Annotated in this window: 25 protein-coding genes and 1 tRNA gene; 14 read left to right on the plus strand and 12 right to left on the minus strand. The window is 63.4% G+C overall.

Annotated features, from left to right (window positions below; translation table 11 throughout):
- Nucleotides 1-139 precede the first annotated feature (139 nt).
- On the plus strand, nucleotides 140-1225 hold the full coding sequence (gene glnL, locus PVZ78_RS12565; RefSeq protein WP_009046535.1) for a nitrogen regulation protein NR(II): 1086 nt from the start codon (nucleotides 140-142) through the stop codon (nucleotides 1223-1225).
- On the plus strand, nucleotides 1222-2658 hold the full coding sequence (gene ntrC / locus PVZ78_RS12570; RefSeq protein WP_007929941.1) for a nitrogen regulation protein NR(I): 1437 nt from the start codon (nucleotides 1222-1224) through the stop codon (nucleotides 2656-2658). Before glnL ends, ntrC begins: the two co-directional genes overlap by 4 nt.
- Before the next feature lie 905 nt (nucleotides 2659-3563).
- Here ntrC and PVZ78_RS12575 read toward each other — a convergent pair.
- Complete coding sequence (locus tag PVZ78_RS12575; RefSeq protein WP_028683798.1) at nucleotides 3564-4004, minus strand: hypothetical protein; 441 nt, start codon at nucleotides 4002-4004, stop codon at nucleotides 3564-3566.
- Here PVZ78_RS12575 and trmL point away from each other — a divergent pair.
- Nucleotides 4003-4458: a tRNA (uridine(34)/cytosine(34)/5-carboxymethylaminomethyluridine(34)-2'-O)-methyltransferase TrmL gene (trmL, locus tag PVZ78_RS12580; RefSeq protein WP_007930832.1), complete on the plus strand. Its 456-nt coding sequence runs from the start codon at nucleotides 4003-4005 to the stop codon at nucleotides 4456-4458. The two genes, PVZ78_RS12575 and trmL, sit on opposite strands and share 2 nt — an antisense overlap.
- A 219-nt stretch (nucleotides 4459-4677) precedes the next feature.
- Here the strand turns inward: trmL and secB are convergent, their stop codons facing one another.
- From secB to PVZ78_RS12595, 3 genes are read right to left on the minus strand one after another with little or no spacing between them, the layout of a single operon-like run.
- Entirely contained in the window at nucleotides 4678-5160 is a 483-nt protein-coding gene (gene secB / locus PVZ78_RS12585; RefSeq protein WP_009046533.1) for a protein-export chaperone SecB, read from the minus strand.
- 56 nt (nucleotides 5161-5216) lie between these two features.
- Nucleotides 5217-5471, minus strand: coding sequence for a glutaredoxin 3 (gene grxC, locus PVZ78_RS12590; RefSeq protein WP_124339496.1), 255 nt, complete (start codon nucleotides 5469-5471; stop codon nucleotides 5217-5219).
- Between the two features lies 1 nt (nucleotide 5472).
- Nucleotides 5473-5886 (minus strand): rhodanese-like domain-containing protein, encoded by a 414-nt coding sequence (locus tag PVZ78_RS12595; RefSeq protein ID WP_009046532.1) that lies wholly within the window; start codon nucleotides 5884-5886, stop codon nucleotides 5473-5475.
- A gap of 151 nt (nucleotides 5887-6037) precedes the next feature.
- On the opposite strand from PVZ78_RS12595, the gene gpmI reads away from it, so the two are divergent.
- From gpmI to PVZ78_RS12615, 4 genes are all read left to right on the plus strand, one after another.
- Nucleotides 6038-7567 (plus strand): 2,3-bisphosphoglycerate-independent phosphoglycerate mutase, encoded by a 1530-nt coding sequence (gpmI, locus tag PVZ78_RS12600; RefSeq protein WP_198919643.1) that lies wholly within the window; start codon nucleotides 6038-6040, stop codon nucleotides 7565-7567.
- 136 nt (nucleotides 7568-7703) lie between these two features.
- On the plus strand, nucleotides 7704-8990 hold the full coding sequence (locus PVZ78_RS12605; protein WP_041985460.1) for a murein hydrolase activator EnvC family protein: 1287 nt from the start codon (nucleotides 7704-7706) through the stop codon (nucleotides 8988-8990).
- A 31-nt stretch (nucleotides 8991-9021) separates the two neighbouring features.
- Nucleotides 9022-10332 (plus strand): S41 family peptidase, encoded by a 1311-nt coding sequence (locus PVZ78_RS12610; protein WP_009046529.1) that lies wholly within the window; start codon nucleotides 9022-9024, stop codon nucleotides 10330-10332.
- A gap of 163 nt (nucleotides 10333-10495) precedes the next feature.
- Nucleotides 10496-11254 carry a divergent polysaccharide deacetylase family protein gene (locus PVZ78_RS12615; RefSeq protein WP_273828754.1) on the plus strand — a complete coding sequence of 253 codons (759 nt, stop codon included), beginning with the start codon at nucleotides 10496-10498 and terminating at the stop codon, nucleotides 11252-11254.
- Nucleotides 11255-11385: 131 nt separating this feature from the next.
- Here the strand turns inward: PVZ78_RS12615 and PVZ78_RS12620 are convergent, their stop codons facing one another.
- The 7 genes from PVZ78_RS12620 to PVZ78_RS12650 form a co-directional block, all read right to left on the minus strand.
- Nucleotides 11386-12141, minus strand: a complete 756-nt coding sequence (locus PVZ78_RS12620) for a substrate-binding periplasmic protein (protein ID WP_273828755.1) — start codon at nucleotides 12139-12141, stop codon at nucleotides 11386-11388.
- A 63-nt stretch (nucleotides 12142-12204) separates the two neighbouring features.
- Complete coding sequence (hisF, locus tag PVZ78_RS12625) at nucleotides 12205-12975, minus strand: imidazole glycerol phosphate synthase subunit HisF (RefSeq protein ID WP_007921812.1); 771 nt, start codon at nucleotides 12973-12975, stop codon at nucleotides 12205-12207.
- An 85-nt stretch (nucleotides 12976-13060) separates the two neighbouring features.
- Nucleotides 13061-13810, minus strand: coding sequence for a 1-(5-phosphoribosyl)-5-[(5-phosphoribosylamino)methylideneamino]imidazole-4-carboxamide isomerase (gene hisA, locus PVZ78_RS12630; RefSeq protein WP_009046525.1), 750 nt, complete (start codon nucleotides 13808-13810; stop codon nucleotides 13061-13063).
- A gap of 95 nt (nucleotides 13811-13905) precedes the next feature.
- Nucleotides 13906-14169, minus strand: a complete 264-nt coding sequence (locus PVZ78_RS12635) for a DUF2164 domain-containing protein (protein WP_009046524.1) — start codon at nucleotides 14167-14169, stop codon at nucleotides 13906-13908.
- Nucleotides 14170-14808: an imidazole glycerol phosphate synthase subunit HisH gene (gene hisH, locus PVZ78_RS12640; protein WP_009046523.1), complete on the minus strand. Its 639-nt coding sequence runs from the start codon at nucleotides 14806-14808 to the stop codon at nucleotides 14170-14172.
- Nucleotides 14808-15401 (minus strand): imidazoleglycerol-phosphate dehydratase HisB, encoded by a 594-nt coding sequence (gene hisB / locus PVZ78_RS12645; RefSeq protein ID WP_007921806.1) that lies wholly within the window; start codon nucleotides 15399-15401, stop codon nucleotides 14808-14810. The genes hisH and hisB overlap by 1 nt, the downstream gene beginning before the upstream one ends.
- A 263-nt stretch (nucleotides 15402-15664) precedes the next feature.
- Entirely contained in the window at nucleotides 15665-17326 is a 1662-nt protein-coding gene (locus PVZ78_RS12650; protein WP_009046522.1) for an OFA family MFS transporter, read from the minus strand.
- A gap of 401 nt (nucleotides 17327-17727) precedes the next feature.
- Between PVZ78_RS12650 and PVZ78_RS12655 the strand changes: the two genes are divergently transcribed.
- The 5 genes from PVZ78_RS12655 to PVZ78_RS12675 all read left to right on the plus strand — a co-directional run bounded on the left by PVZ78_RS12655 (nucleotide 17728) and on the right by PVZ78_RS12675 (nucleotide 21947).
- The gene (locus PVZ78_RS12655) at nucleotides 17728-18138 is read left to right on the plus strand and encodes an acetyl-CoA sensor PanZ family protein (RefSeq protein WP_016702605.1); all 411 of its coding nucleotides are present in this window, start codon (nucleotides 17728-17730) and stop codon (nucleotides 18136-18138) included.
- 68 nt (nucleotides 18139-18206) lie between these two features.
- Nucleotides 18207-20435 carry an AsmA family protein gene (locus tag PVZ78_RS12660; protein ID WP_273828756.1) on the plus strand — a complete coding sequence of 743 codons (2229 nt, stop codon included), beginning with the start codon at nucleotides 18207-18209 and terminating at the stop codon, nucleotides 20433-20435.
- Nucleotides 20432-21499 (plus strand): A/G-specific adenine glycosylase, encoded by a 1068-nt coding sequence (gene mutY, locus PVZ78_RS12665; protein ID WP_016702603.1) that lies wholly within the window; start codon nucleotides 20432-20434, stop codon nucleotides 21497-21499. Before PVZ78_RS12660 ends, mutY begins: the two co-directional genes overlap by 4 nt.
- A complete protein-coding gene (locus PVZ78_RS12670; RefSeq protein WP_007921798.1) occupies nucleotides 21496-21768 on the plus strand; it encodes an oxidative damage protection protein in 273 nt (90 codons plus the stop codon). Before mutY ends, PVZ78_RS12670 begins: the two co-directional genes overlap by 4 nt.
- Before the next feature lie 103 nt (nucleotides 21769-21871).
- Nucleotides 21872-21947, plus strand: a tRNA-Phe gene (locus PVZ78_RS12675).
- Between the two features lie 87 nt (nucleotides 21948-22034).
- On the opposite strand, the gene PVZ78_RS12680 is transcribed toward PVZ78_RS12675, so the two are convergent.
- A complete protein-coding gene (locus PVZ78_RS12680) occupies nucleotides 22035-22493 on the minus strand; it encodes a carboxypeptidase regulatory-like domain-containing protein (protein ID WP_273828757.1) in 459 nt (152 codons plus the stop codon).
- A 349-nt stretch (nucleotides 22494-22842) separates the two neighbouring features.
- Between PVZ78_RS12680 and PVZ78_RS12685 the strand changes: the two genes are divergently transcribed.
- Together PVZ78_RS12685 and PVZ78_RS12690 are read left to right on the plus strand one after the other, a co-directional pair.
- On the plus strand, nucleotides 22843-23808 hold the full coding sequence (locus PVZ78_RS12685; protein WP_041985441.1) for an alpha/beta hydrolase family protein: 966 nt from the start codon (nucleotides 22843-22845) through the stop codon (nucleotides 23806-23808).
- Between the two features lie 104 nt (nucleotides 23809-23912).
- On the plus strand, nucleotides 23913-24311 hold the full coding sequence (locus tag PVZ78_RS12690; protein ID WP_009046516.1) for a hypothetical protein: 399 nt from the start codon (nucleotides 23913-23915) through the stop codon (nucleotides 24309-24311).
- The last annotated feature ends 93 nt before the right edge of the window (nucleotides 24312-24404 follow it).

Below are 24404 nucleotides of genomic sequence, written 5' to 3' on the forward strand. Positions count from 1 at the left end.
GTCTGTTTCAGGGCTCGAGCGCTTCTTTTCGGAGCCTTGGTTTGGTTTTTGCATTTTCTCGATACCAGCGCCTTATTCGCGCGCGCAATCCTGGGCCGGCCCGGGATTGCCTTGTTTCAAAAGAGGTCAACATTTACCCATGACCATCAGCGATCAACTGCACCGCTTGCTACTCGACAACCTGACCACCGCGACCATCCTGCTCAACGCCGACCTGCGCCTTGAGTACATGAACCCGGCGGCGGAGATGTTGTTGGCCATCAGTGGCCAGCGCAGCCATGGGCAATTCATCAGCGAACTGTTCACCGAATCGGCCGAAGCCCTGAGCTCCCTGCGCCAGGCGGTGGAACAGGCGCATCCGTTCACCAAGCGCGAAGCCATGCTCACCGCGCTGACCGGCCAGACCCTGACCGTGGACTACGCCGTGACGCCGATCCTGAGCAATGGCGACACCCTGCTGTTGCTCGAAGTCCACCCCCGTGACCGCCTGCTGCGGATCACCAAGGAAGAGGCCCAGCTGTCCAAGCAGGAAACCAGCAAGATGCTGGTGCGCGGCCTGGCCCACGAGATCAAGAACCCCCTCGGCGGGATTCGCGGCGCCGCCCAGTTGCTGGCCCGCGAACTGCCGGACGAGAACCTCAAGGACTACACCAACGTCATCATCGAAGAGGCCGACCGCCTGCGCAACCTGGTGGACCGCATGCTCGGTTCCAACAAGCTGCCGTCGCTGGCCATGTGCAACGTGCACGAAGTGCTGGAGCGCGTGAGCAGCCTGGTGGAAGCCGAAAGCCAGGGCTGCATCACCCTGGTGCGCGACTACGACCCGAGCATTCCCGATGTATTGATCGACCGCGAACAGATGATCCAGGCGGTGCTCAACATCGTGCGCAACGCGATGCAGGCCATCAGCAGCCAGAACGAGCTGCGCCTGGGCCGCATCTGCCTGCGTACCCGCACCATGCGCCAGTTCACCATCGGCCACGTGCGCCATCGCCTGGTGACCAAGATCGAGATCATCGACAACGGCCCGGGGATCCCCGCGGAACTCCAGGAAACCATCTTCTTCCCCATGGTCAGCGGCCGTCCGGACGGTACCGGGCTGGGCCTGGCCATTACCCAGAACATCATCAGCCAGCACCAGGGCCTGATCGAGTGTGACAGCCATCCCGGCCACACCACGTTCTCGATCTTTCTGCCACTGGAACAAGGAGCCCCATCGACATGAGCCGTAGTGAAACCGTGTGGATCGTCGATGACGACCGTTCTATCCGTTGGGTTCTGGAGAAAGCCTTGCAACAGGAAGGCATGACCACCCAGAGCTTCGATAGCGCCGATGGTGTGATGAGTCGCCTGGCCCGCCAGCAGCCGGACGTGATCATCTCCGACATCCGCATGCCCGGCGCCAGTGGCCTGGACCTGCTGGCGCGGATCCGCGAGCAACATCCGCGCCTGCCGGTGATCATCATGACCGCGCACTCCGACCTGGACAGCGCTGTCGCTTCCTATCAGGGCGGCGCCTTCGAGTACCTGCCCAAGCCGTTCGATGTCGACGAAGCGGTGTCCCTGGTCAAGCGCGCCAACCAGCACGCCCAGGAGCAGCAAGGCCTGGAGGTGATCCCCGCGCTGGCCCGCACTCCGGAGATCATCGGCGAAGCGCCAGCGATGCAGGAGGTGTTCCGCGCCATCGGTCGCCTCAGCCACTCCAACATCACCGTGCTGATCAACGGTGAGTCCGGTACCGGTAAAGAGCTGGTGGCCCACGCCCTGCACCGCCACAGCCCGCGGGCGGCTTCGCCGTTCATCGCGCTGAACATGGCGGCGATCCCCAAGGACCTGATGGAGTCCGAGCTGTTCGGCCATGAAAAAGGCGCGTTTACCGGTGCGGCCAACCTGCGGCGCGGGCGCTTCGAGCAGGCCGACGGCGGCACGCTGTTCCTCGACGAGATCGGCGACATGCCGGCCGACACCCAGACCCGCCTGCTGCGGGTGCTGGCCGACGGCGAGTTCTACCGGGTCGGCGGGCATACGCCGGTCAAGGTCGACGTGCGCATCATCGCCGCGACCCACCAGAACCTGGAAACCCTGGTGCACGCCGGCAAGTTCCGCGAGGACCTGTTCCACCGCCTGAACGTGATCCGCATCCATATCCCGCGCCTGTCGGACCGTCGCGAAGACATCCCGACCCTGGCCAAGCACTTCCTCAGCCGCGCCGCCCAGGAGCTGGCCGTCGAGCCCAAGCTGCTGAAAAGCGAGACCGAGGAATACCTGAAGAACCTGCCGTGGCCCGGCAACGTGCGCCAGTTGGAGAACACCTGCCGCTGGATCACCGTGATGGCTTCGGGTCGCGAGGTGCATATCAGCGACCTGCCGCCGGAGCTGCTGAGCCTGCCGCAGGATTCGGCGCCGGTGACCAACTGGGAGCAGGCCCTGCGCCAGTGGGCCGACCAGGCCCTGGCTCGCGGCCAGTCGAGCCTGCTGGACAGCGCGGTGCCGAGCTTCGAGCGGATCATGATCGAGACCGCCCTCAAGCACACCGCCGGCCGCCGTCGCGACGCCGCCGTGCTGCTGGGCTGGGGCCGCAACACCCTGACGCGCAAGATCAAGGAGTTGGGGATGAAGGTCGACGGCGGGGATGACGACGACAGCGACGAGGGCTGAGCCGCTGTGAGCCTGTAGCCGCTGCCGCTGCCGCTGCCGCAGGCTGCGATAAGGCCGAAGGCCTTCAGCGATCTTGAGGTCCTGCGCGTCCTTCGGTCGCGATCGCAGCCTTCGGCAGCGGCTACAGTGCAAGGCATTCGTGCTGTGTCGAATGGCAGGGCCAATCGCGGGCAAGCCTCGCTCCTACAGATGAAGGTGTTCTGTAGGAGCGAGGCTTGCCCGCGATGCTTTTCGTGCACCGCAATGGTGAGCCTGCACTGCCGAAATGCGCGAACAGACCTGGGGTTTCACCACGGGCGACCTCGATATTTCTCGCCAGAACAAATCCACAGAACGACGAAAGCCCCGTAAACCGGGGCTTTCAGCATTTCTTGAAAATTCGCTTAACCGTTTAAGCCAGAATTGGCACGCCCCCTGCAAAGACAAGATCACGAGTGCAGTCACTCACCCGTTTTGGGGACCTTGGTACAGGCAGGCCGAGAATCCCCTTCTTTACACCCGGAACCCCTACCGCTCGCAGCGACGGGTTCCAGCCGGTTTGGGGAACCCTGGTACAGGCAGGCCAGGGATTCCCTCTTTAACACCCGGGCTCATCACGCTCCCAGCGACGAGCCCCACCCGTTTCGGGAACCTTGGTACAGGCAGGCCGGGGATTCCCTCTTTAACACCCGGGCTCATCACGCTCACAGCGACGAGCCCTACCCGTTTCGGGAACCTTGGTACAGGCAGGCCGGGGATTCCCTCTTTACACCGGGCCCAGCGCGATCAGCGCGGCCCTCACGCTTTTGGGAACCTTGGTACAGGCAGGCCGGGGCTTCCCCTCTTTACACCGGGCCCGGCGCAATCAGCGCCCCGCCCTCACGCTTTTGGGGACCTTGGTACAGGCAGGCCGGGAATCCCCTCTTTTATTCCTCGCGCAGCTGGAGCTCCAGGCGCCAGCGCCCGTCGACCTCGCTGCCCGACCACTCGCCGTGCAGCGCCCGCGCGGCGACCACGTTCAGCAGCAAGCCTTCCTCAGCCGCCCTCACCCGCCAGTTGGCATCCTTGTCGTTGATCTTCAACTGGCCCTTCTGCGCTCGCCCCTCGGCTTCGAACAGCAGCGCCACTGCCCCGTCGATGTGCTCGCCATGGACCTTGGGCTCGTTGTTGAACCACACCACCAGGGCATTGGGCTGGACCTGCACTTCCTGCAGCTCGGTAGGGTCCGGAGTGGTCAGGCGACCGATCATCAGCCCCACCATCACGCCAAAGATCGCCAGCGAGCCGAACACCCGCAGCATTAGCTTCGGCCTGACGTCCGCTTCAGGCGTAGAATGCGGCCTGTCTTTTTCTTCGGAGCCGTGCATGTTTCACGTCATCCTTTTTCAACCAGAAATTCCGCCGAATACCGGCAACGTAATCAGGCTGTGCGCCAATAGCGGCTGCCACCTGCATTTGATCGAGCCACTGGGTTTCGAAATGGACGACAAGCGCCTGCGCCGGGCCGGCCTCGACTACCACGAATATGCCACCTTGCAGCGCCATGCCGACCTCGCCAGCTGTCTTGAAAGCCTAGGCCATCCGCGCCTGTTCGCCTTCACCACCAAGGGCTCGCGGCCGTTCCACGACGCCAGCTTCGCCGAAGGCGATGCCTTCCTGTTCGGCCCGGAAAGCCGCGGCCTGCCCGCCGAAGTGCTGGACGCCCTGCCCGCCGAACAACGCCTGCGCCTGCCCATGCGTGAAGGCTGCCGCAGCCTGAACCTGTCCAACACCGTGGCGGTGGCTGTCTACGAAGCCTGGCGCCAGCTGGGGTTCAAATAAGCCACCCACCTCTGCGCCACTCCCTGTAGCCGCTGCCGCAGGCTGCGATAAGGCCGAAGGCCTTCAGCGATCTTGAGATCCTGCGCGCCCTTCGGTCGCGATCGCAGCCTTCGGCAGCGGCTACAGGTTCAGCGCCGGTATCGACATCAGTCTCGAAACCTTGGGCCCGAACATGAAAAAAGCGCCTGAAACGGCGCTTTTTTCATGGAACCCAGCAGCTTATTGAACAGTGCCTTCACCAGCTGCCTGCAGGCGTTGCAGCTCTTGTGCGTACAGCGCGTCGAAGTTCACCGGAGCCAGCATCAGGGCCGGGAACGAACCGCGGGTCACCAGGCTGTCCAGCGCTTCGCGAGCGTACGGGAACAGGATGTTCGGGCAGAACGCGCCCAGGGTGTGGCTCATCGAAGCGTCGTCCAGGTTCTTGATCAGGAAGATACCGGCCTGTTGCACTTCGGCGATGAACGCTACTTCTTCACCATTCTTCACGGTGACCGACAGGGTCAGCACGACTTCGTGGAAACCTTCTTCCAGCGCCTTCTGGCGGGTGTTCAGGTCCAGGCCGACGCTCGGCTCCCACTGCTGGCGGAAGATCGCCGGGCTTTTCGGAGCTTCGAAAGACAGGTCACGCACATAGATACGCTGCAGCGAGAATTGCGGTGCGGATTCGTCTTCGGTCGCAGCGGTGTTCTGTTGGTCAGTCATCTCAGATCCTTCTTGATCTCGGGGTCATGTAGGGTTTGCTGATCTTGGGGGGGCAGTCAGGCCGCGAGCAGTGCGTCGAGCTTGCCGGCGCGCTCCAGGGCGAACAAATCGTCACAACCGCCCACATGGGTGTTGCCGATCCAGATCTGCGGCACGGACGTGCGCCCGGCCTTCTGGGCCATTTCGGCGCGAACCTGCGGCTTGCCGTCGACCTTGATCTCTTCGAAGGCTACGCCTTTGTTCTCGAGCAGGTACTTGGCCCGCGAGCAGTAGGGGCAGTAATCGCTGGAATAGACGACGACGGCGGCCATATCACTTCACCAGCGGCAGGTTGTCGGCTTTCCAGCTGCCAACGCCACCGGACAGCTTGGCGGCGGTGAAGCCGGACTTCATCAGCTCGCGAGCGTGGGTGCCGGCGTGCTGACCCAGGGCGTCGACCAGAATGATGGTCTTGGCCTTGTGCTTTTCCAGCTCGCCCACGCGGGCGGCCAGTTTGTCTTGAGGGATGTTCAACGCGCCGACGATATGGCCCGCGGCGAAGTCCTTGGACGGACGGATATCGATCACCACGCCCTGCTCGCTGTTGACCAGCGCGGTCAGTTCACGGGTGCTGAGGCTGCGGCCACCGCGGCTCAACTCGTGAGCGATCAACAGAGCCAGCAAGATGACGAAGGCGCCGACGAGCAAGTAGTGTTCAGTGGCGAATTGAATCAGGTGAGCAACCATCAAGGAGGTTCCAGGGCGTTAAAATGTCGGCCAGTATACACAGCCCTCCGGGTCGGCCAAACCCCGCCCGGCGGTGACGCCACCGGAACTTCGCTTTAAACTGCCACTCCCTTTTTCCAACATTCTCCCAATCCAGCCACGAGTGGAATCTATGACTACCACGCCTAAACCTTTGGTCCTGATGATTCTGGATGGCTTCGGTCACAGCGAGAGCCACGAATCCAACGCTATCTATGCGGCCAAGAAGCCGGTCCTCGACCGCCTGTACGCCAGCGTGCCGAATGGCCTGATCTCGGGTTCGGGCATGGATGTCGGCCTGCCGGACGGCCAGATGGGCAACTCCGAAGTCGGCCACATGAACCTCGGCGCCGGCCGCGTGGTGTACCAGGATTTCACCCGTGTCACCAAAGCCATCCGCGATGGCGAGTTCTTCGAAAACCCGACCATCTGCGCCGCCGTGGATAAAGCCGTGGCCGCCGACAAGGCCGTGCACATCCTCGGCCTGCTGTCCGACGGTGGCGTGCACAGCCACCAGGACCACCTGGTGGCCATGGCCGAACTGGCCTTCAAGCGTGGCGCCGAGAAGATCTACCTGCACGCCTTCCTCGACGGCCGCGACACCCCGCCGAAAAGCGCCGCCTCGTCGATCGAACTGCTGGATGAAACCTTCAAGACCCTGGGCAAGGGCCGTATCGCCAGCCTGATCGGCCGCTACTTCGCCATGGACCGCGACAATCGCTGGGACCGCGTGGCCCAGGCCTACAACCTGATCGTCGACGGCAAGGGCGAATTCAACGCCGCCACCGCCCAGGAAGGCCTGCAGGCCGCCTACGAGCGTGGTGAGAGCGACGAATTCGTCAAGGCCACCACCCTCGGCGAGCCGGTGAAGGTCGAAGACGGCGACGCCGTGGTGTTCATGAACTTCCGCGCCGACCGCGCCCGCGAGCTGAGCCGGGTGTTCGTCGAGGACGGTTTCAAGGAGTTCGAGCGCGCCCGCCAGCCGAAACTGGCCGGCTTCGTCATGCTGACCCAATACGCGGCGAGCATTCCGGCCCCTTCGGCCTTTGCCCCGGGCAGCCTGGAAAACGTGCTGGGCGATTACCTGGCGAAAAACGGCAAGACCCAGCTGCGCATCGCCGAAACAGAGAAATACGCCCACGTGACCTTTTTCTTCTCCGGTGGCCGCGAAGAGCCGTTCCCGGGCGAAGAACGCATCCTGATCCCGTCGCCGAAAGTCGCCACCTACGACCTGCAGCCGGAAATGAGTGCGCCGGAAGTCACCGACCGGATCGTCGACGCCATCGAAAACCAGCGCTACGATGTGATCGTGGTCAACTACGCCAACGGCGACATGGTCGGCCACAGCGGCGTGTTCGACGCGGCGGTCAAGGCCGTTGAATGCCTGGACCTGTGCGTCGGCCGGATCGTCGACGCCCTGGAAAAGGTCGGCGGCGAAGCCCTGATCACCGCCGACCACGGCAACGTCGAGCAGATGTCCGACGCCGCCACCGGCCAGGCCCACACCGCCCACACCAGCGAGCCGGTGCCGTTCATCTATGTTGGCAAGCGCAACCTGAAGGTCCGCGAAGGCGGAGTCCTGGCTGACGTGGCGCCGACCATGCTCAAGTTGCTGGGCCTGCCGCAGCCTGCGGAAATGACTGGCACTTCGATACTGGTCTGATATCAAACAGTCCGAATAATGGGCCGGAAACGGCTTTTTATGACGAACGCCTCAAAGCAGTTGGCTTTGAGGCGTTTTTTTTGCAGCGAGGGGCGGGCATACTAGGCCGTCCCTTTCCCTGGTGTCGCCCGCCTCTATGCTTCGCGCCCTGATTACCCTAGCTCTGATCTGCCTGCTCCAACCGGCCTTCGCCGACGAGCGCGCGCAAACCCAACAGCAGTTGGACGCCACGCGTCAGGACATTGCCGAGCTGAAAAAGCTGCTGGGCAAGCTGCAGGAAGAAAAGTCCGGCGTGCAGAAAGACCTGCGCGGCACCGAAACCGAGATGGGCAAGCTGGAAAAGCAGGTCGATGCCCTGCAGAAAGAGCTGAAGAAAAGCGAATCCGAGCTGCAGCGTCTCGATGAGGAGAAAAAAAAACTCCAGAGCGCGCGCATTGAACAGCAACGACTGATCGCCATCCAGGCCCGCGCGGCCTACCAGAACGGCCGTCAGGAGTACCTCAAGCTGCTGCTCAACCAGCAGAACCCGGAAAAATTCGCCCGCACCCTGACCTATTACGACTACCTGAGCCAGGCCCGTCTGGAGCAGCTGAAGAATTTCAACGAGACCCTGCGCCAGCTGGCCAATGTCGAAAAGGAAATCTCCCTGCAGCAAGCCCAACTGCTGGTGCAGAAAAGCAGCCTCGACACCCAGCGCGAAGAGCTCGACAAGGTCCGCAAGGAACGCCAGGTGGCCCTGGCCAAGCTCAATGACGACGTGAAGGCCCGTGGCGACAAGCTCAAGGCCCGCGAACAGGACCAGGCCGACCTGGGCAAGGTGCTGAAAACCATCGAGGAAACCCTGGCCCGCCAGGCCCGCGAGGCAGAGCAAGCGCGACAGAAAGCGCTGATCGCCCAGCAGGAAGCCGAAAAAAAGCGTTTGCGTGAGGCCCAGGCCAGTGCCGACGACAGCCCGCGCAAGCCGCCCCGAGCGGCGCCCGGCCCCTTGGTTTCCAGCGCAGGCGCCTCCTATGGAGGCCCTTTTGCTTCATCCCGGGGAAAACTTCCATGGCCGGTTGATGGTCGACTGCTGGCGCGCTTCGGCGAAAGCCGCGGCGACGATGCCCGGACCAAGTGGGACGGGGTGATGATCAGCGCCTCGGCCGGCAGCCAGGTGCATGCCGTCCACGGCGGCCGCGTCGTGTTCGCCGACTGGTTGCGCGGCGCCGGCCTGCTGGTGATCCTCGACCATGGCAACGGCTACTTGAGCCTCTACGGACACAACCAGACGCTGCTTAAAGAAGCAGGCGATGTGGTCAAGGCCGGCGAGTCCATCTCCACTGTGGGTAGCAGTGGCGGCCAGGGCGCGCCTGCACTGTACTTCGCTATTCGCCAGCAGGGTCGCCCAAGCGACCCGGCACAATGGTGCCGCGCGCAAGGATAAGCGCGCCATCTCATTCAGGAGTTCGTTCGACATGCTGCATTTGTCCCGCCTCACCTCGCTGGCCCTGACGATCGCTCTGGTGATCGGTGCGCCCCTGGCGTTTGCCGCCGAAACCGCTCAATCGACAGCCGCCACGACCACCAAGGCGCCATTGCCGCTCGAAGAGCTGCGCACCTTCGCCGAGGTCATGGACCGGATCAAGGCCGCCTATGTCGAACCCGTCGACGACAAGACCCTGCTGGAAAACGCCATCAAGGGCATGCTCAGCAACCTCGACCCGCATTCGGCCTACCTTGGCCCTGAAGACTTCGCCGAGCTGCAGGAAAGCACCAGCGGCGAATTTGGCGGCCTGGGCATCGAAGTCGGCGCCGAGGACGGCATCATCAAGGTGGTGTCGCCGATCGACGACACCCCGGCGTCCAAGGCCGGCATCCAGGCCGGCGACCTGATCGTCAAGATCAACGGCCAGCCGACCCGTGGCCAGAGCATGACCGAAGCCGTGGACAAGATGCGCGGCAAGATCGGCCAGAAAATCACCCTGACCCTGGTCCGCGACGGCGGTGCGCCGTTCGACGTGACCCTGGCCCGCGCTACCATCCAGGTGAAGAGCGTGAAGAGCCAACTGCTGGAGTCGGGCTACGGCTATATCCGCATCACCCAGTTCCAGGTCAAGACCGGCGAGGAAGTCTCCAAGGCCCTGGCCAAGCTGCGCAAGGACAACGGCAAGAAGCTCAACGGCATCATCCTCGACCTGCGCAACAACCCGGGCGGCGTGCTGCAGTCGGCGGTGGAAGTGGTCGACCACTTCATCACCAAGGGCCTGATCGTCTATACCAAGGGCCGCATCGCCAACTCCGAGCTGCGCTTCTCCGCCACTGGCAAGGACGAAAGCGAAGCGGTACCGATGGTGGTGCTGATCAACGGTGGCAGCGCCTCGGCTTCGGAGATCGTCGCCGGCGCCCTGCAGGACCAGAAACGCGCGGTGCTGATGGGCACCACCAGCTTCGGCAAGGGCTCGGTGCAAACCGTGCTGCCGCTGAACAATGACCGTGCGCTGAAGATCACCACCGCGCTGTACTTCACCCCGAACGGCCGCTCGATCCAGGCCCAGGGCATCGTGCCGGACATCGAGGTGCGCCGCGCCAAGATCACCAACGAGGCGCAGGACAACGAGTACTTCAAGGAAGCCGACCTGCAAGGTCACCTGGGCAATGGCAACGGCGGCGCCGACAAGCCGACCGCTTCCGGCAGCAAGCCCAAGCCGATGCCGCAGGACGACGACTACCAGCTGGCCCAGGCCCTCAGCCTGCTCAAGGGCTTGAGCATCACCCGCAGCAAGTGATGGAACCCATCGCGAGCAAGCCCGCCGCCTCCTCTGTAGGAGCGAAGCTTGCTCGCGATGGCGTCATCATGATCGCCACACCCCGCCAAGGCCTTACCCGAACCCTATGCTTCAAATCCTGACCAACCAACGCCAACCCCACCCACGGTTGTCGTGGAGGCTCATGATCGGGCTTCTGTGCCTTCTCGCCTTCACCTCGACCCAGGCCGCCGAGCCCGCTGCGCGCAAGGCCTACCTGAGCCTGATCATCGACGATCTCGGGCAGAACCTGCCCCGCGATCGCCGCGTACTCGCCCTGCCCGGCCCGGTGACCACGGCGATCATGCCCGACACGCCCCACGCCGCCGAATTCGCCCGCGAAGCCCATCGCGCCGGCAAGATCGTCATCCTGCACATGCCCATGGATCCGGCCACCGGCCCCTTCGCCTGGCACCCCGAGCTGCCCATCGAAGAGCTGGAAAGACGCCTCAACGCCGCCTTCAAGGCCGTGCCCTACACCAGTGGCATCAACAACCACATGGGCAGCCGCATGACCTCCCAGCCCCAGGCCATGGCCTGGCTGATGGCCGAGTTGCAGCGCCGCCACAAGTTCTTTGTCGACAGCCGCACCAGCGCCAAGACCGTGGCCGCCGCCGAAGCGCAGAAGATCGGCCTGGCCAGTGTGTCCCGCGATGTGTTCCTCGACGACGAACGCACCGAAGCCGCCATCGGCCACCAGTTGCAGACCGCGATCGACCTGGCGCGCAAGCAGGGTTCGGCGGTGATGATCGGCCATCCCTACCCGCAGACCCTGGCCGTGCTCGAACGCGAACTGCCCAGGCTCAAGGCCCAGGGCATCGACTGGATCGATATCGAGTTGATGATCAGCGTGCGCAGCAACAGGGCGATGGTTGGGCACGGCAAGGATGGGGTTTACCGCTGAGGATTGGCGGCGGACGTTCGAATGCATCGCGGGCAAGCCTCGCTCCTACAGGAGCCGTGCCAGACGCAATTACCGCAAACGACCTGAATCCGTAGGAGCGAGGCTTGCCCGCGATATTCAGCTGCGTCTGCCTACAGGTAGCGGCCCATGATCTCTTCCACCACGCCTTCTTCGCGCAGTTGGTCCAGCGCGGCCTGCAGCCGGGCGACGGTCTCGTCCGGCACTTCTTTGTTCAGCGCCAGGTACAGCTGGGCGCTGTGGAAGCGCAGCACGGTCTTGAGCCCGGTCACGCCTTCCTGCCTGGCCAGGTAACGCCCGGCGGGGTCGCCGGTGGCCCATAGATCGATCTGGCCGCCGACCAGCTTCCTGGCGTTGTCCTGGTCCTTCAGCACCACCTGCGGCTTGAGCCCTTGCTTGGCCAGGGTCTCGGCGATGGCGTCGCCCTTGTAGGCGCCGATCCGGTATTTGCGCGCCTGCTCCAGGGATTGCAGGGCGATCTTGCTGTCGTCCCGGGCCAGCAGGATCCAGTCATCCGGGCCGATAGGGCCGACCCATTTGAACAGCGGCTCCCGGTCCGGCAGCCGCGCCGTGACAAACACGCCATACCCCGGCTGCTCCAGGGCGAGCTTGTAGATGCGCTCCCAGGGAAAACGCAGGGTCAGGCTGTAGTTGATTCCGGCGCGCTTGAACATTTCGCGGACGATATCCACGGCGATGCCGTTGATATTCTCGCCCTGGGCGAAGTTCTTGCCGTTCTTGGCCATGTTGTAGGGGGGGAAGTTTTCCGTCAGCAGCACCAGGGAGGTGTCCGGTGTTTGCGCTGCGCGAGCGCTTGCGGCGAAGAGAACCGAAGCGCTGGCAAGGACAAGAAGAAGACGTTTGAACATGACGGGCTACCGGAATCCATGGCGTGCTCCAGAGTGCCGCGAGCCCGCCATGCTGTCCAGTGGCTATCTTACGACGATACCGCGGTGTGCCATGTAGGCCTTGGCCTCGGGCACGGTGTACTCGCCGAAGTGGAAGATGCTCGCCGCCAGCACCGCGCTGGCGTGGCCTTCGAGGATGCCGTCGGCCAGGTGCTGCAGGTTGCCGACACCGCCCGAGGCGATCACCGGAATGCCCAGGGCATCGCTGATGGCGCGGGTCACCCCCAGGTCGAAGCCGTTCTTCATGCCGTCCTGGTCCATGCTCGTCAGCAGGATTTCGCCGGCGCCCAGGCCTTCCATCTTCTTCGCCCACTCCACCGCGTCCAGCCCGGTAGGCTTGCGCCCGCCGTGGGTGAAGATCTCCCAGCGCGGGGTTTCGCCCGGCCCGGACACCTTCTTCGCATCGATGGCGACGACGATGCACTGCGAGCCGAAATGCTGCGCCGCTTCGCCGACGAACTCGGGGTTGAACACCGCCGCGGTGTTGATCGAGACCTTGTCCGCACCGGCGTTGAGCAGGTTGCGGATGTCCTGCACGGTACGCACGCCACCGCCGACGGTCAGCGGGATGAACACCTGGCTGGCCATGCGTTCGACGGTATGCAGCGTGGTGTCACGGCCATCGACGCTGGCAGTGATGTCGAGAAAGGTAATCTCGTCCGCGCCCTGCTCGTCGTAGCGACGGGCGATTTCCACCGGGTCGCCGGCGTCACGGATGTTCTCGAACTTGACGCCCTTGACCACCCGGCCGTTGTCGACATCGAGGCAGGGAATTATGCGTTTGGCTAAAGCCATGGTTAATCCTCGAGTTGCAAGCTTCAAGCTTCAAGCTGCAAGAAAGAGCGGATCGCGTTCGCGCTCTTAACTTGCAGCTTGCAGCTTACGACTTGGAGCTGGCCGCGTAGCCATCACAAAAGGCCTGAGCCTCAGCCACATCCAGAGTGCCCTCATAAATCGCGCGGCCAGTGATGGCGCCGATGATCCCCGGAGCCTTGGCGTCCAGCAGGGCCTTGATGTCGCCCAGGTTGTGGATACCACCGGAAGCGATCACCGGGATTTTGGTGGCAGCGGCCAGGGCAGCGGTGAAGGGTACGTTGCAGCCCTGCATCATGCCGTCTTTGGCGATGTCGGTATAAACGATGGCGGACACGCCGTCGGCTTCGAAGCGCTTGGCCAGGTCGATGACCTGCACGCTGCTGACCTCGGCCCAGCCGTCGGTGGCGACGAAGCCGTCCTTGGCGTCCAGGCCGACGATCACCTTGCCCGGGAAGGCGCGGCAGGCTTCGGCGACGAATTCCGGCTCTTTCACCGCCTTGGTGCCGATGATCACGTAGCTCACGCCGGCCTTGACGTAGTGCTCGATGGTTTCCAGCGAACGGATGCCGCCACCGATCTGGATCGGCAGGTTCGGGTAGCGCTTGGCGATGGCGGTGACCACTTCACCGTTGACCGGCTGGCCTTCGAAGGCGCCGTTCAGGTCGACCAGATGCAGACGGCGGCAGCCGCCCTCCACCCACTTGGCAGCCATGCTCACCGGGTCATCGGAGAACACCGTGGAATCTTCCATGCGGCCCTGGCGCAGACGTACACAGGCACCGTCTTTGAGATCGATAGCGGGGATAATCAGCATGCTTTTTCCTTCGTAAAAAGAGCTGCAAGCTGCAAGCCACAAGCTGCCAGCATGCGTGTGTATGTTTCTCTCTTACAGCTTGAAGCTCGAAGCTTTCAGCTGCTTTTCTCGAGCGCCCACAGGTCGCTTTCGATGCTTTCGAACCGCTCTTTGAGCTGGGTCTGCACATCGAAAATCGCCCTGTTGTAATAGTGCGGAGCAATTTCGCGGGTAAACAGTTCAAGAATCTCGGCTGCCTCGAACGAGCCCAGGTCGAGCTCGAAGCGATCTTCCATGAAGCGCTGGATCTTGTGATTGGCCTCACTCTCCTGCTCGGGGGTGAGGGTCAGGATCGGCGCTTTAGCCTTCTTGACCGCCATTTACCAGCGACCGTCCCACGCTGCGAAGTTCTGCAGCAATTGCAGGCCATGGGTATGGCTTTTCTCCGGGTGGAACTGCACGGCGAAACGCGAACCTTCGGCCAGCGCCGCGGCGAAATCAACGCCGTAGTGACCGCTACCGACCACCTGCCGCGCGTTGCCGGCGGCGATGTAGTAGCTGTGCACGAAGTAGAAGCGCGCCAGGTCCGGGATGTTGTGCCACAGCGGATGGCTCACCGCCTGTTTCACTTCGTTCCAGCCCATGTGCGGGACTTTCAGGTGTTCGCCGTCTTCATGCAGGTCTTTGCCGAAGAACTTCACCTGGCCGGGGAACAGGCCGATGCAGTCGACGCCGTCGTTCTCTTCGCTGTGGTCGAGCAAGGCTTGCATGCCCACGCAGATGCCGAGGAACGGACGGTCCTGGCTGACTTCACGTACCAGCGCGTCGAAGCCCAGGCGACGGATCTCCGCCATGCAGTCGCGAATCGCGCCGACGCCGGGGAATACCACCCGGTCGGCTTCGCGAATCACATTGGCATCGCTGGTGATCAGCACCTTGCCGGCGCCGACGTGCTCGAGGGCCTTGGCCACCGAGTGCAGGTTGCCCATGCCGTAATCGATAACCGCGACCGTCTGCATTACAGCACGCCCTTGGTCGAAGGCATCTGCCCGGCCATGCGGTCATCCAGCTCCACGGCCATGCGCAGCGCGCGGCCGAAAGCCTTGAACACGGTTTCGATCTGGTGGTGGGTGTTGTGCCCACGCAGGTTGTCGATGTGCAGGGTGACGTTGGCGTGGTTGACGAAGCCCTGGAAGAATTCCTGGAACAGGTCGACATCGAAGCCGCCCACGGTGGCGCGGGTATAAGGCACATGCATCTGCAGGCCAGGACGGCCGGAGAAGTCGATCACCACGCGCGACAGCGCTTCATCGAGCGGCACGTAGGCGTGGCCGTAGCGACGGATGCCCTTCTTGTCGCCGATGGCTTTGGTGAAGGCCTGACCCAGGGTGATACCGACGTCTTCCACGGTGTGGTGGTCGTCGATATGCAGGTCGCCTTTGCTTTCGATATCCAGGTCGATCAGCCCGTGACGGGCGATCTGGTCCAGCATGTGCTCAAGGAAGGGAACCCCGATATCGAATCGGGCCTTTCCGGTGCCATCCAGGTTGATCGAGGCTTTGATCTGGGTTTCCAGAGTGTCGCGCTCGACGGACGCCTTACGTTCGGCCATCACCAGCTCCGCAAAATCATTGGGCGAAAAAGGCGATCATTATAGGCCGGACGGCGGCTAAACAGGAACACGCAGGACAAGATCCTGACGGGCGCAACCCAATAAAGCCGGGGTTGTACCTGTCATGACAAGCAATATGCAACCTGTAGCCACTGCCACAGGCTGCGATCGGCCGGAATGGCCGTGGCGATCCTGAAATCGCTGAAAGTCCTGCGGACCTTATCGCAGCCTTCGGCAGCGGCTACATCCTTGCCAGCGAAGCCTTAGTGGAACAACACCGCGGTCTTCTGCAGGGTGACCCACACGCCCCACGCCAGCGGAATGCCCACCACCAGCCAGGCGGCGACCGCCAACGGCACGCTGCCGGACGAGGCTTTCCACTCCAGCACCGTGCTGCTGTCCGCGCCCTTGTCATGGCCCAGCGCCTGTTCGGCGGCCAGCTCGGCGTCGGTCATGAAGTACTTGTCGGCCACCGGACGCACCAGCAGGTTGCACAGGAAACCCAGCACCAGCAGGCCGGCGAGGATGTACAGGGTGATGTCGTAGGCCGCGGCGCGCTCGACACCGATGCTCAACTGATACTCACGCAGGTAGTTCACCAGCACCGGGCCAAGCACGCCTGCCGCCGCCCAGGCGGTGAGCAGACGACCGTGGATCGCGCCCACCATCTGGGTGCCGAACAGGTCCGCCAGGTAGGCCGGAACCGTGGCGAAACCGCCGCCGTACATCGACAGGATGATGCAGAACGCCGCCACGAACAGCGCGACGTTGCCCAGATGCCCCAGGTTCGGGATCAGCGCATACAGGGCAAAGCCCAAGGCGAAGAACACGAAGTAAGTGTTCTTGCGGCCCAGGTAGTCTGAGAACGAGGCCCAGAAGAAACGACCACCGATATTGAACAGGCTCAGCAGGCCGGTGAAGCCGGCGGCGATCGCCGCGATCGCCGCCAGCTGCGAAGCATCCAGCTGACCGAAGGCCAGCTCGTTGCCCAGCAGCTTGCCGGCGAAGACTTCCTGCAACAGCGGCGAAGCCATGCCGAGGATGCCGATACCGGCGGAAACGTTCAGGCACAGCACCAGCCATACCAGGCGGAACTGCGGGGTTTTCCAGGCCACGTTCACATGCACGTGACGGTGGGTGATCATCGCGTTCGCGGCTTTTTTCGCCGGCGGAGTCCAGCCCTCGGGCTTCCAGCCGGTCGGCGGCACGCGGTACGACAGCGCGCCACCGATCATGAACACGAAGTAGATCGCCGCCATCACCAGGAAGCTCTGCCAGACGCCAACACCGGTTGGCGAAGCGAAGTGACTCATCAGTGCCGCCGCCAGCGGCGCACCGACCATCGCGCCACCGCCGAAGCCCATGATCGCCATGCCGGTGGCCATGCCGCGCTTGTCCGGGAACCACTTGATCAGGGTCGACACCGGCGAGATGTAGCCCAGGCCCAGGCCGATACCGCCGATCACGCCGGAGCCGAGCCACATCAGCCAGATCTGGTGGGTATAGATACCCAGCGCCGAAATCAGCAGGCCGCCGCACCAGCACAGCGCCGACACCACACCGGCCTTGCGCGGGCCGGCGTGTTCCAGCCAGCCGCCCCAGACCGCCGCGGAGCAGCCGAGGAAGATGAAGAACAGGGTGTAGATCCAGCCGAGCATCGAGATCGGCCAGTCGCACTGGGACGAAAAGACCTGAGCGATAAAGCTCATGTCCGGGGCGCAGGCCAGCGGAGCGGTAACGCCCAGGGCCTTGGACAGCGGCAACCAGAACACCGAGAAGCCGTAGGCCATGCCGATGCACAGGTGGATGGCCAGAGCGGCCGGTGGAACCAGCCAACGGTTGAAACCGGGCTTGGCGATGATGCGTTCTTTGGACAAGAACGCCGGCTGGGCGGCAATGACGCCCGCCTCGGTGCTAGTGCTCATGAGTGTTTCCCCCAATTATTGGAATTATTCGCCGGCCACTCTCCACCCACGACCTTTGCACGCAGACGTGGCCGTTTTATCGAGTGAAGCTCCATAGAGTGCGACTTTTGGTCGCAGAAGGGCAGATGAACTGCGAGAGATTACCATTTGCTCGTGACAGAAAAAGCAAACTGCCATCACCTTTTCCGCATCATCTGCTCCGCAAGACGGCAAGAACGCCTCTGTAGGAGCCAGGCTTGCCGGCGATGGGCGTTATGCGGTGTGTCAGGCAGAACGCTTCGCGGGCAAGCCTCGCTCCTACAGAAGCCTGCGCGGCCCCGTCGACGATGCCTGCCCCTCGCCAGCCCGCGCGCTGCTGTCGATAATGGCCAGCCATTCCTTCGCTCTGCACAGGATCCCCCATGCCCATCGTTGTCGAGTCGCTGAAACAAGCCAGCTATCAGGATCAGCAGGACCTGCAGAAGATCTACCGCGATGCCCCGCCCTGGCTGTTCGCGCCGCAGCGCGATGACCAGGAGCTGATCGAAACCGCCCTGGGCGACGGCAGCCTGATCGCCGGGCGCTTCAACGACCGCCTGCTGGGCGCCGCCCGCCTGCAACGGCACCCAGGCGTCTGGCACCTGTCCCAGTTGTGCGTGCGCAAGATCACCCGGCGTCGTGGCGTGGCCGAGCGACTGGTGAGCGAAGCACAGAAAATGGCCGCCCTGCATGACGCCACCTTGCACCTGCTGGCCCCCGCCGGGCACCTCGAAGCCCAGGCGCTGGCGGCCAAGCTGCAGATACCGCTGGATGTGCTGCAAAGCGATCAGTGACCAGTGGCCAGGCCCGGGGCGTTATACTCCCTGGCTAAATTCGAATTCGACACTACAAGGACTCGCCCATGAAAGCGTTCGGCAAAATCCTGGGTCTGGTACTTCTCGGGCTGTTGCTGATCATCGTGGCTCTCGGCTTCGCCCTGACTCACCTGTTTGATCCCAACGACTACAAAGAAGAAATTCGCCAGATAGCCCGCGACAAGGCCCACATCGAGCTGACGCTCAATGGCGATATCGGCTGGAGCCTGTTCCCCTGGCTCGGCCTCGAACTGCATGAAGCCGGCGTCGCCACCCTGGCCAACCCGACCCAGCCGTTCGCCGACCTGCAGATGCTCGGTCTGTCGGTCCGCGTGCTGCCGCTGCTGCGCCGCGAAGTGCAGATGAGCGATGTGCGTGTCGAAGGCCTGAACCTGCGCCTGACCCGCGACAAGGACGGGCACGGCAACTGGGAAGACATCGGCAAGATCGCCCCCGCCGACAAGCAGGCCGCGACCCCGGCCACCAGCACCGGCGACACCACCGCCGCGACCCCGGCCAGCCCGGAAAAACCGGCGCAGCCGATCCGCCTGGATATCGACAGCCTGACCGTGAACAACGCCCGGGTGGAATACAACGACGAACAGAGCGGCAAGCAGTTCACCGCCGAAAGCATCCAACTGAGCACCGGCCCGATCCACGAAGCGACCAATACCCCGGTCAAGCTCACCGCCTTCCTCGCCAGCACCCAGCCGGCCGTGCGCGTGCGCACCGAGTTGAAGGGCGAGCTGCGCTTCGACCGCGTGCTCAAGCGCTATCAGTTCGAAGACATGAAGCTGTCCGGCGAAGCCGCCGGCGATCCGCTGCAAGGCAAGACCCTGACCTTCGCCGCCCAGGGCCAGCTGCTGCTGGACCAGGCCGCCAACGTCGCCGAATGGAACAGCCTGAAGCTCTCGCTCAACCAGCTGCGCGCCATCGGCGAACTCAAGGTCAACGACCTGGACAAGACCCCGCAGCTCAACGGCGGTATCTCCATCGCCCAGTTCGACCTGGCCAAGTTCGTCGACAGCATCGGCCAGACCCTGCCGGCCATGGCCGAAGGCAGCCTGAGCAAGGTCGAACTGGTCAGCCGCCTGTCCGCCACGCCGAACAGCATCGCCCTGGAAAACATCAACCTGAAACTCGACGACAGCAGCTTCAGCGGCCGCCTGGCGGTCGAAGACCTGGCCAAGCAATCGCTGCGCGCCCAGCTCAAGGCCGACACCTTCAACGTCGACCGCTACCTGCCGCCGAAGTCCGCCGAAGCCAACAGCGCCGCGGTGGCGCGCAAGGCCGAAGTGCAGAGCAGCGAAGCCAGCGCCGTCGCCGGGGCCGGCAACTCGCCGCTGCCGGACGCGCCAACCAAGGGCGCCTGGAGCACCGAGCGCCTGCTGCCGGTGGAACGCCTGAGCAAGCTGGATGTGGACGCCGACCTGAGCTTCGGCCAGCTGACCCTGGACAAGCTGCCGATCCAGAACGCCACGCTCAAAGCCAACAGCCAGGGCGGCCTGCTGACACTCGAAGGCCTGCGCGGCGAGCTGTACAACGGCAGCTTCGAAGCCAACGGCAACCTCGACGTGCGTCAGCCGACGCCACAGCTGAGCCTGCAGACCAGGATCAACCGGGTACCGGTGGAGCGCATCCTGGAAAGCCAGGGGCAGACCCCACCGGTCAAGGGCCTGGTGACCCTCGACAGCAACCTGACCAGCAGCGGCAACAGCCAGAAGGCGCTGGTCGACAGCCTCAACGGCAACGCCAGCTTCGTCGTCAACAACGGTGTGCTGCTCAATGCCAACCTCGAACAGCAAGTGTGCCAGGGCATCGCCACGCTGAACCGCAAGACCCTGAGCAGCGAGCCGCGGGGCAAGGACACCCCCTTCCAGGAACTCAAGGGCAACCTGACCCTGCGCAACGGCGTGGCCAACAACCCGGACCTGAAAGTGCGCATCCCGGGCATGAGCGTCAAAGGCAATGGCGACATCGACCTGCGCGTGCTGGGCATGGATTACCGCGTCGGCATAGTCGTCGAAGGCGACAAGAGCGACATGCCGGACCCGGCCTGCCAGGTCGGCGAACGTTTTGTCGGCATCGAACTGCCGCTGCGCTGCCGCGGCCCGCTGGAACTGGGCGCCAAGGCTTGCCGCCTGGACCGCGACGGCCTGGGTCAGGTCGCAGCCAAGCTGGCCGGCGATCGCCTCAGCGAAAAACTCGATGAAAAACTCGGCGACAAGGTCAGCCCGGAACTGAAAAACGCACTCAAAGGGCTGTTCAAACGATGAGGGCCGAGCAGTTCGCACCGGCGGTACTGGACTGGTACGACCGCCATGGCCGCCATGACCTGCCCTGGCAGCAGGAGATCAACCCGTATCGGGTCTGGGTCTCGGAAATCATGTTGCAGCAGACCCAGGTCAGCACCGTGCTCAATTACTTCGACCGGTTCATGGCCTCGCTGCCAACCGTTCAAGCCCTGGCCGCCGCGCCGGAAGACGAAGTGCTGCACCTGTGGACCGGCCTGGGCTACTACACCCGCGCGCGCAACCTGCAAAAGACCGCGAAGATCGTGGTCGCCGAGTACGGCGGCGAGTTTCCCCGCGACGTGGAAAAACTCACCGAGCTGCCGGGCATCGGCCTGTCCACCGCTGGCGCCATCGCCAGCATCAGCATGGGCCTGCGCGCGCCGATCCTCGACGGTAACGTCAAGCGGGTGCTGGCACGCTTTACCGCGCAGGAGGGTTACCCGGGCGAACCCAAGGTGGCCAAGCAGCTGTGGGCCGCGGCCGAGCGCTTCACCCCGCAGACCCGGGTGAACCACTACACCCAGGCGATGATGGACCTGGGCGCCACCCTCTGCACCCGAAGCAAACCCAGCTGCCTGCTGTGCCCCCTGGAAAGAGGCTGCGAAGCGCACATGCTGGGTCTGGAAACCCGCTACCCGATCCCCAAGCCACGCAAGGAAGTGCCACAGAAACGCACGCTGATGCCGATGCTGGCCAACCACGAAGGCGCCATCCTGCTGTACCGCCGGCCCTCCAGCGGCCTGTGGGGCGGTTTGTGGAGCCTGCCGGAGCTGGACGACCTGGCGGACCTGGAACACCTGGCTTCGCAGCACTCGCTGGAGCTGGGCAAGCAACAGGAAATGCCCGGGCTGGTGCACACCTTCAGTCACTTCCAGTTGGCCATCGAGCCCTGGCTGGTGCAGGTCCAGGCAGCCGCCCATCACGTGGCCGAGGCCGACTGGCTCTGGTATAACCTCGCCACCCCGCCGCGCCTGGGCCTTGCCGCCCCGGTGAAAAAACTGCTCAAACGCGCGGCCGACGTATTGAACGCAGGAGAGTTGCAATGACCCGCACCGTGATGTGCCGCAAGTACAAAGAACAATTGCCGGGCCTGGAGCGTCCTCCGTATCCGGGCGCCAAGGGCCAGGAAATTTTCGAGCATGTGTCCGCCAAGGCCTGGGCCGACTGGCAGAAACACCAGACCCTGCTGATCAACGAAAAACGCCTGAACATGATGAACGCCGAAGACCGCAAATACCTGCAGGGCGAGATGGACAAGTTCTTCTCCGGCGAGGAATACGCCAAGGCCGACGGCTACGTGCCGCCATCCGAATAATCCTGCTCAAATCGGGGCGGGAACGTAAGCGGCGGTAATAATTAAACTTTTTTTCAAAACTTGCTTGACGCCCCCCCGAAAAACCCGTTTAATGCGCCCCGTTGCCCAGATAGCTCAGTCGGTAGAGCAGGGGATTGAAAATCCCCGTGTCGGCGGTTCGATTCCGTCTCTGGGCACCACTAATACCGAAACCCCTGAATCGCAAGATTCAGGGGTTTTTTATTGCCTGCGATTAACTGGCACTTATCTGCGCCCCTCCTCCTCGCTCAATAACCTTCATTCCAATGCAGGTTGAGGTCGCGAATGCCCGCTGCCTTCATATCCACCGTGTTGCGCTCGGTACGCCCGCCACGGGTGGCGACAACCTGGTACTTGCCGGCCGGCAGTTGCACAAAGACGATCGGACCCACCTGATTCAGGGTCAGGATCGATTGCCCTTGCGGATTCTGGATCGCCAGGTCGACATCCGAGGTGTATTTGTTTTCCGGGCCGACGGAAAAGGTCATGTGCAGGTTGTACCCCTTGGTCTGCAAGAGCGCCCGCGACTCATCCAGGCCGATACCGCCGGACAGATAGGTAATGCCGTTCTGCTGTTGAGGCTCCAGCTGCACGCCCGCCGGGTCGATGGGTTCGTTGCTGGGGGTGGCGGACTGTACGCTGAACGGCGCGAGGGACAGGAACGCCGCGAGAACGCCTGTTACGACACACGAAAAAAAGGATTTCATGATGAGCACTCCCGGTTCGTCTCGAACCACTGAATGGGATGCCACCGCCAAGAGTCCGGCCCCAGCGCGGTAGCGTCCGGGTCTCCCCTTTCCTCTCGAATGGCTCAGCCTCGTTTCAGCAAGCGATGCTCGAATGAAAAGCCCGTCAGGCGGCTTGCCCGCAGGCCTTGTTAGTCAGTGTACGCCCCGATTTAGGGCTGTTTAGATCGATTCGGTGTGAGGCTTTTAACCAAAAGTACCTAGCAGCGGCGCCTATCCCGGCGGTTGCCAGGGCGCGGACAAGGCGGTTATTAATGCTTGCACCCAAAAAGAGCCGACACGCCTTTTCGCCCGCAAAGGAATAGCGCCGATGACCGTGCAATCCCCGCCTTCGTCCCTGCACCCGGCCAGCACCGCCAGCAGCCCCGGCACGGCCTTCCGCGAACCCGCCGCCGACGGCTTCATGCTGGGCGGCTTCACCTGGCGCCATGCCGAACCGGACCCGGCACGCCCGGTGGTGATCATCAATGCGGCCACTTCCGTGCGCTGCCGGCACTACTCGCGGTTCGCCGATTACCTGTTCAGCCATGGCTTCGACGTCATCACCTACGACTACCGTGGCATCGGCGAGTCGCGGCCGGCCTCGATGCGCAAGTTGAAGGCATCCTGGTCGGACTGGGGCAGCCTGGACTTCGAAGCCATGCTGCAACGCGCACAGCGGGAATTCCCCGGCCAGCCCATCGATGTGGTCGGGCACAGCTTCGGCGGTTGCGCGGCGGGACTGGGGGCGTCCGGGCAGTTGATCCGCCGCGTGGTGACCGTGGGCGCGCAGTTCGCCTACTGGCGCGATTACGCCCCGGAAAGCCGCTGGCGCATGCTGGGCAAATGGCATGTCGTGATGCCGCTGCTGACGGCGATTTATGGCTACTTTCCCGGCAAGCGCCTGGGCTGGCTGGAGGACACCCCCGCCGGCGTGGTGCGCGACTGGGCCACACCCACTGCGCACTATCAACGCCGGCCCAGCGGGCGCCATCTGGCGCGCCGGGACCCGGCGCTGCCCTTCGCCCGGGTCAAGGCGCAGCTGCTGGCCATCAGCATCAGCGACGACCCTTACGGCACCGTGCCGGCCATCGAGCGCCTGCTGGACTATTTCACGGCCAGCCAACGCCGCCATTGGCGTATCGAGCCCCGGGACATCGGTGAGCAGGAAGTCGGGCACTTCGCGTTTTTCCGCAGCCATTACCAGGACCGCCTGTGGCCGATCGCCCTGGCCTGGCTGCAACATGCGGCGCTGCCCATGGATGCGCCGGGACGCCTGATCAGCGGTAGCCGTTGAGCGTGCCAGGCGGCGCATTTACTGGCATCCTCTGCCGCCTCAAAGCCAGGCCGGACGCAGTATCGATGCCCGGCCCTCCTATTTGCGCAAAAGGTACGACGCCCATGGCATCTGCGAACAAGCAACACAAAAGAGCCCAGCGGGCGAAAACCAAGGCCAAGCAGAACCGCACCCAGCGCAACGCCGCCCCGGTGGAGCTGGACCCGAATGACGACCGCATCGACTTTGAATCGGTGGACCTGACCGAACTGTTCAAGAAGATGATCGACGCCGAGAAGACCAGCCAGCAGGCGATGTGCGCGGCGTTCCTGGAAGACCCGCTGCTGGAGATCGTCTACGAGCAGGAAGGCGAGGAAGGTGCCATGGACTTTATCCTTGCCGCCCTGATCGAGTACCGCCAGTGGTCCACCGAAACCGACGAAGCCGGCGCCCTGGCCTGGATCGAAAGCCCGGAATTCCAGGCCGCTTACCTGGCCGCTTCGGAAGCGCTGATGCAGAAATAAGGTTCAACACCATCTGTAGCCGCTGCATGACCCTCACTGCTGCGTCGAATGTTCAATCGTCATCGCGGGCAAGCCTCGCTCCTACAGATGGAG

Origin of the sequence: Pseudomonas sp. SBT1-2 (assembly GCF_028640875.1) — a bacterium.
In the GTDB taxonomy this organism is placed as follows: domain Bacteria; phylum Pseudomonadota; class Gammaproteobacteria; order Pseudomonadales; family Pseudomonadaceae; genus Aquipseudomonas; species Aquipseudomonas chlororaphis_I.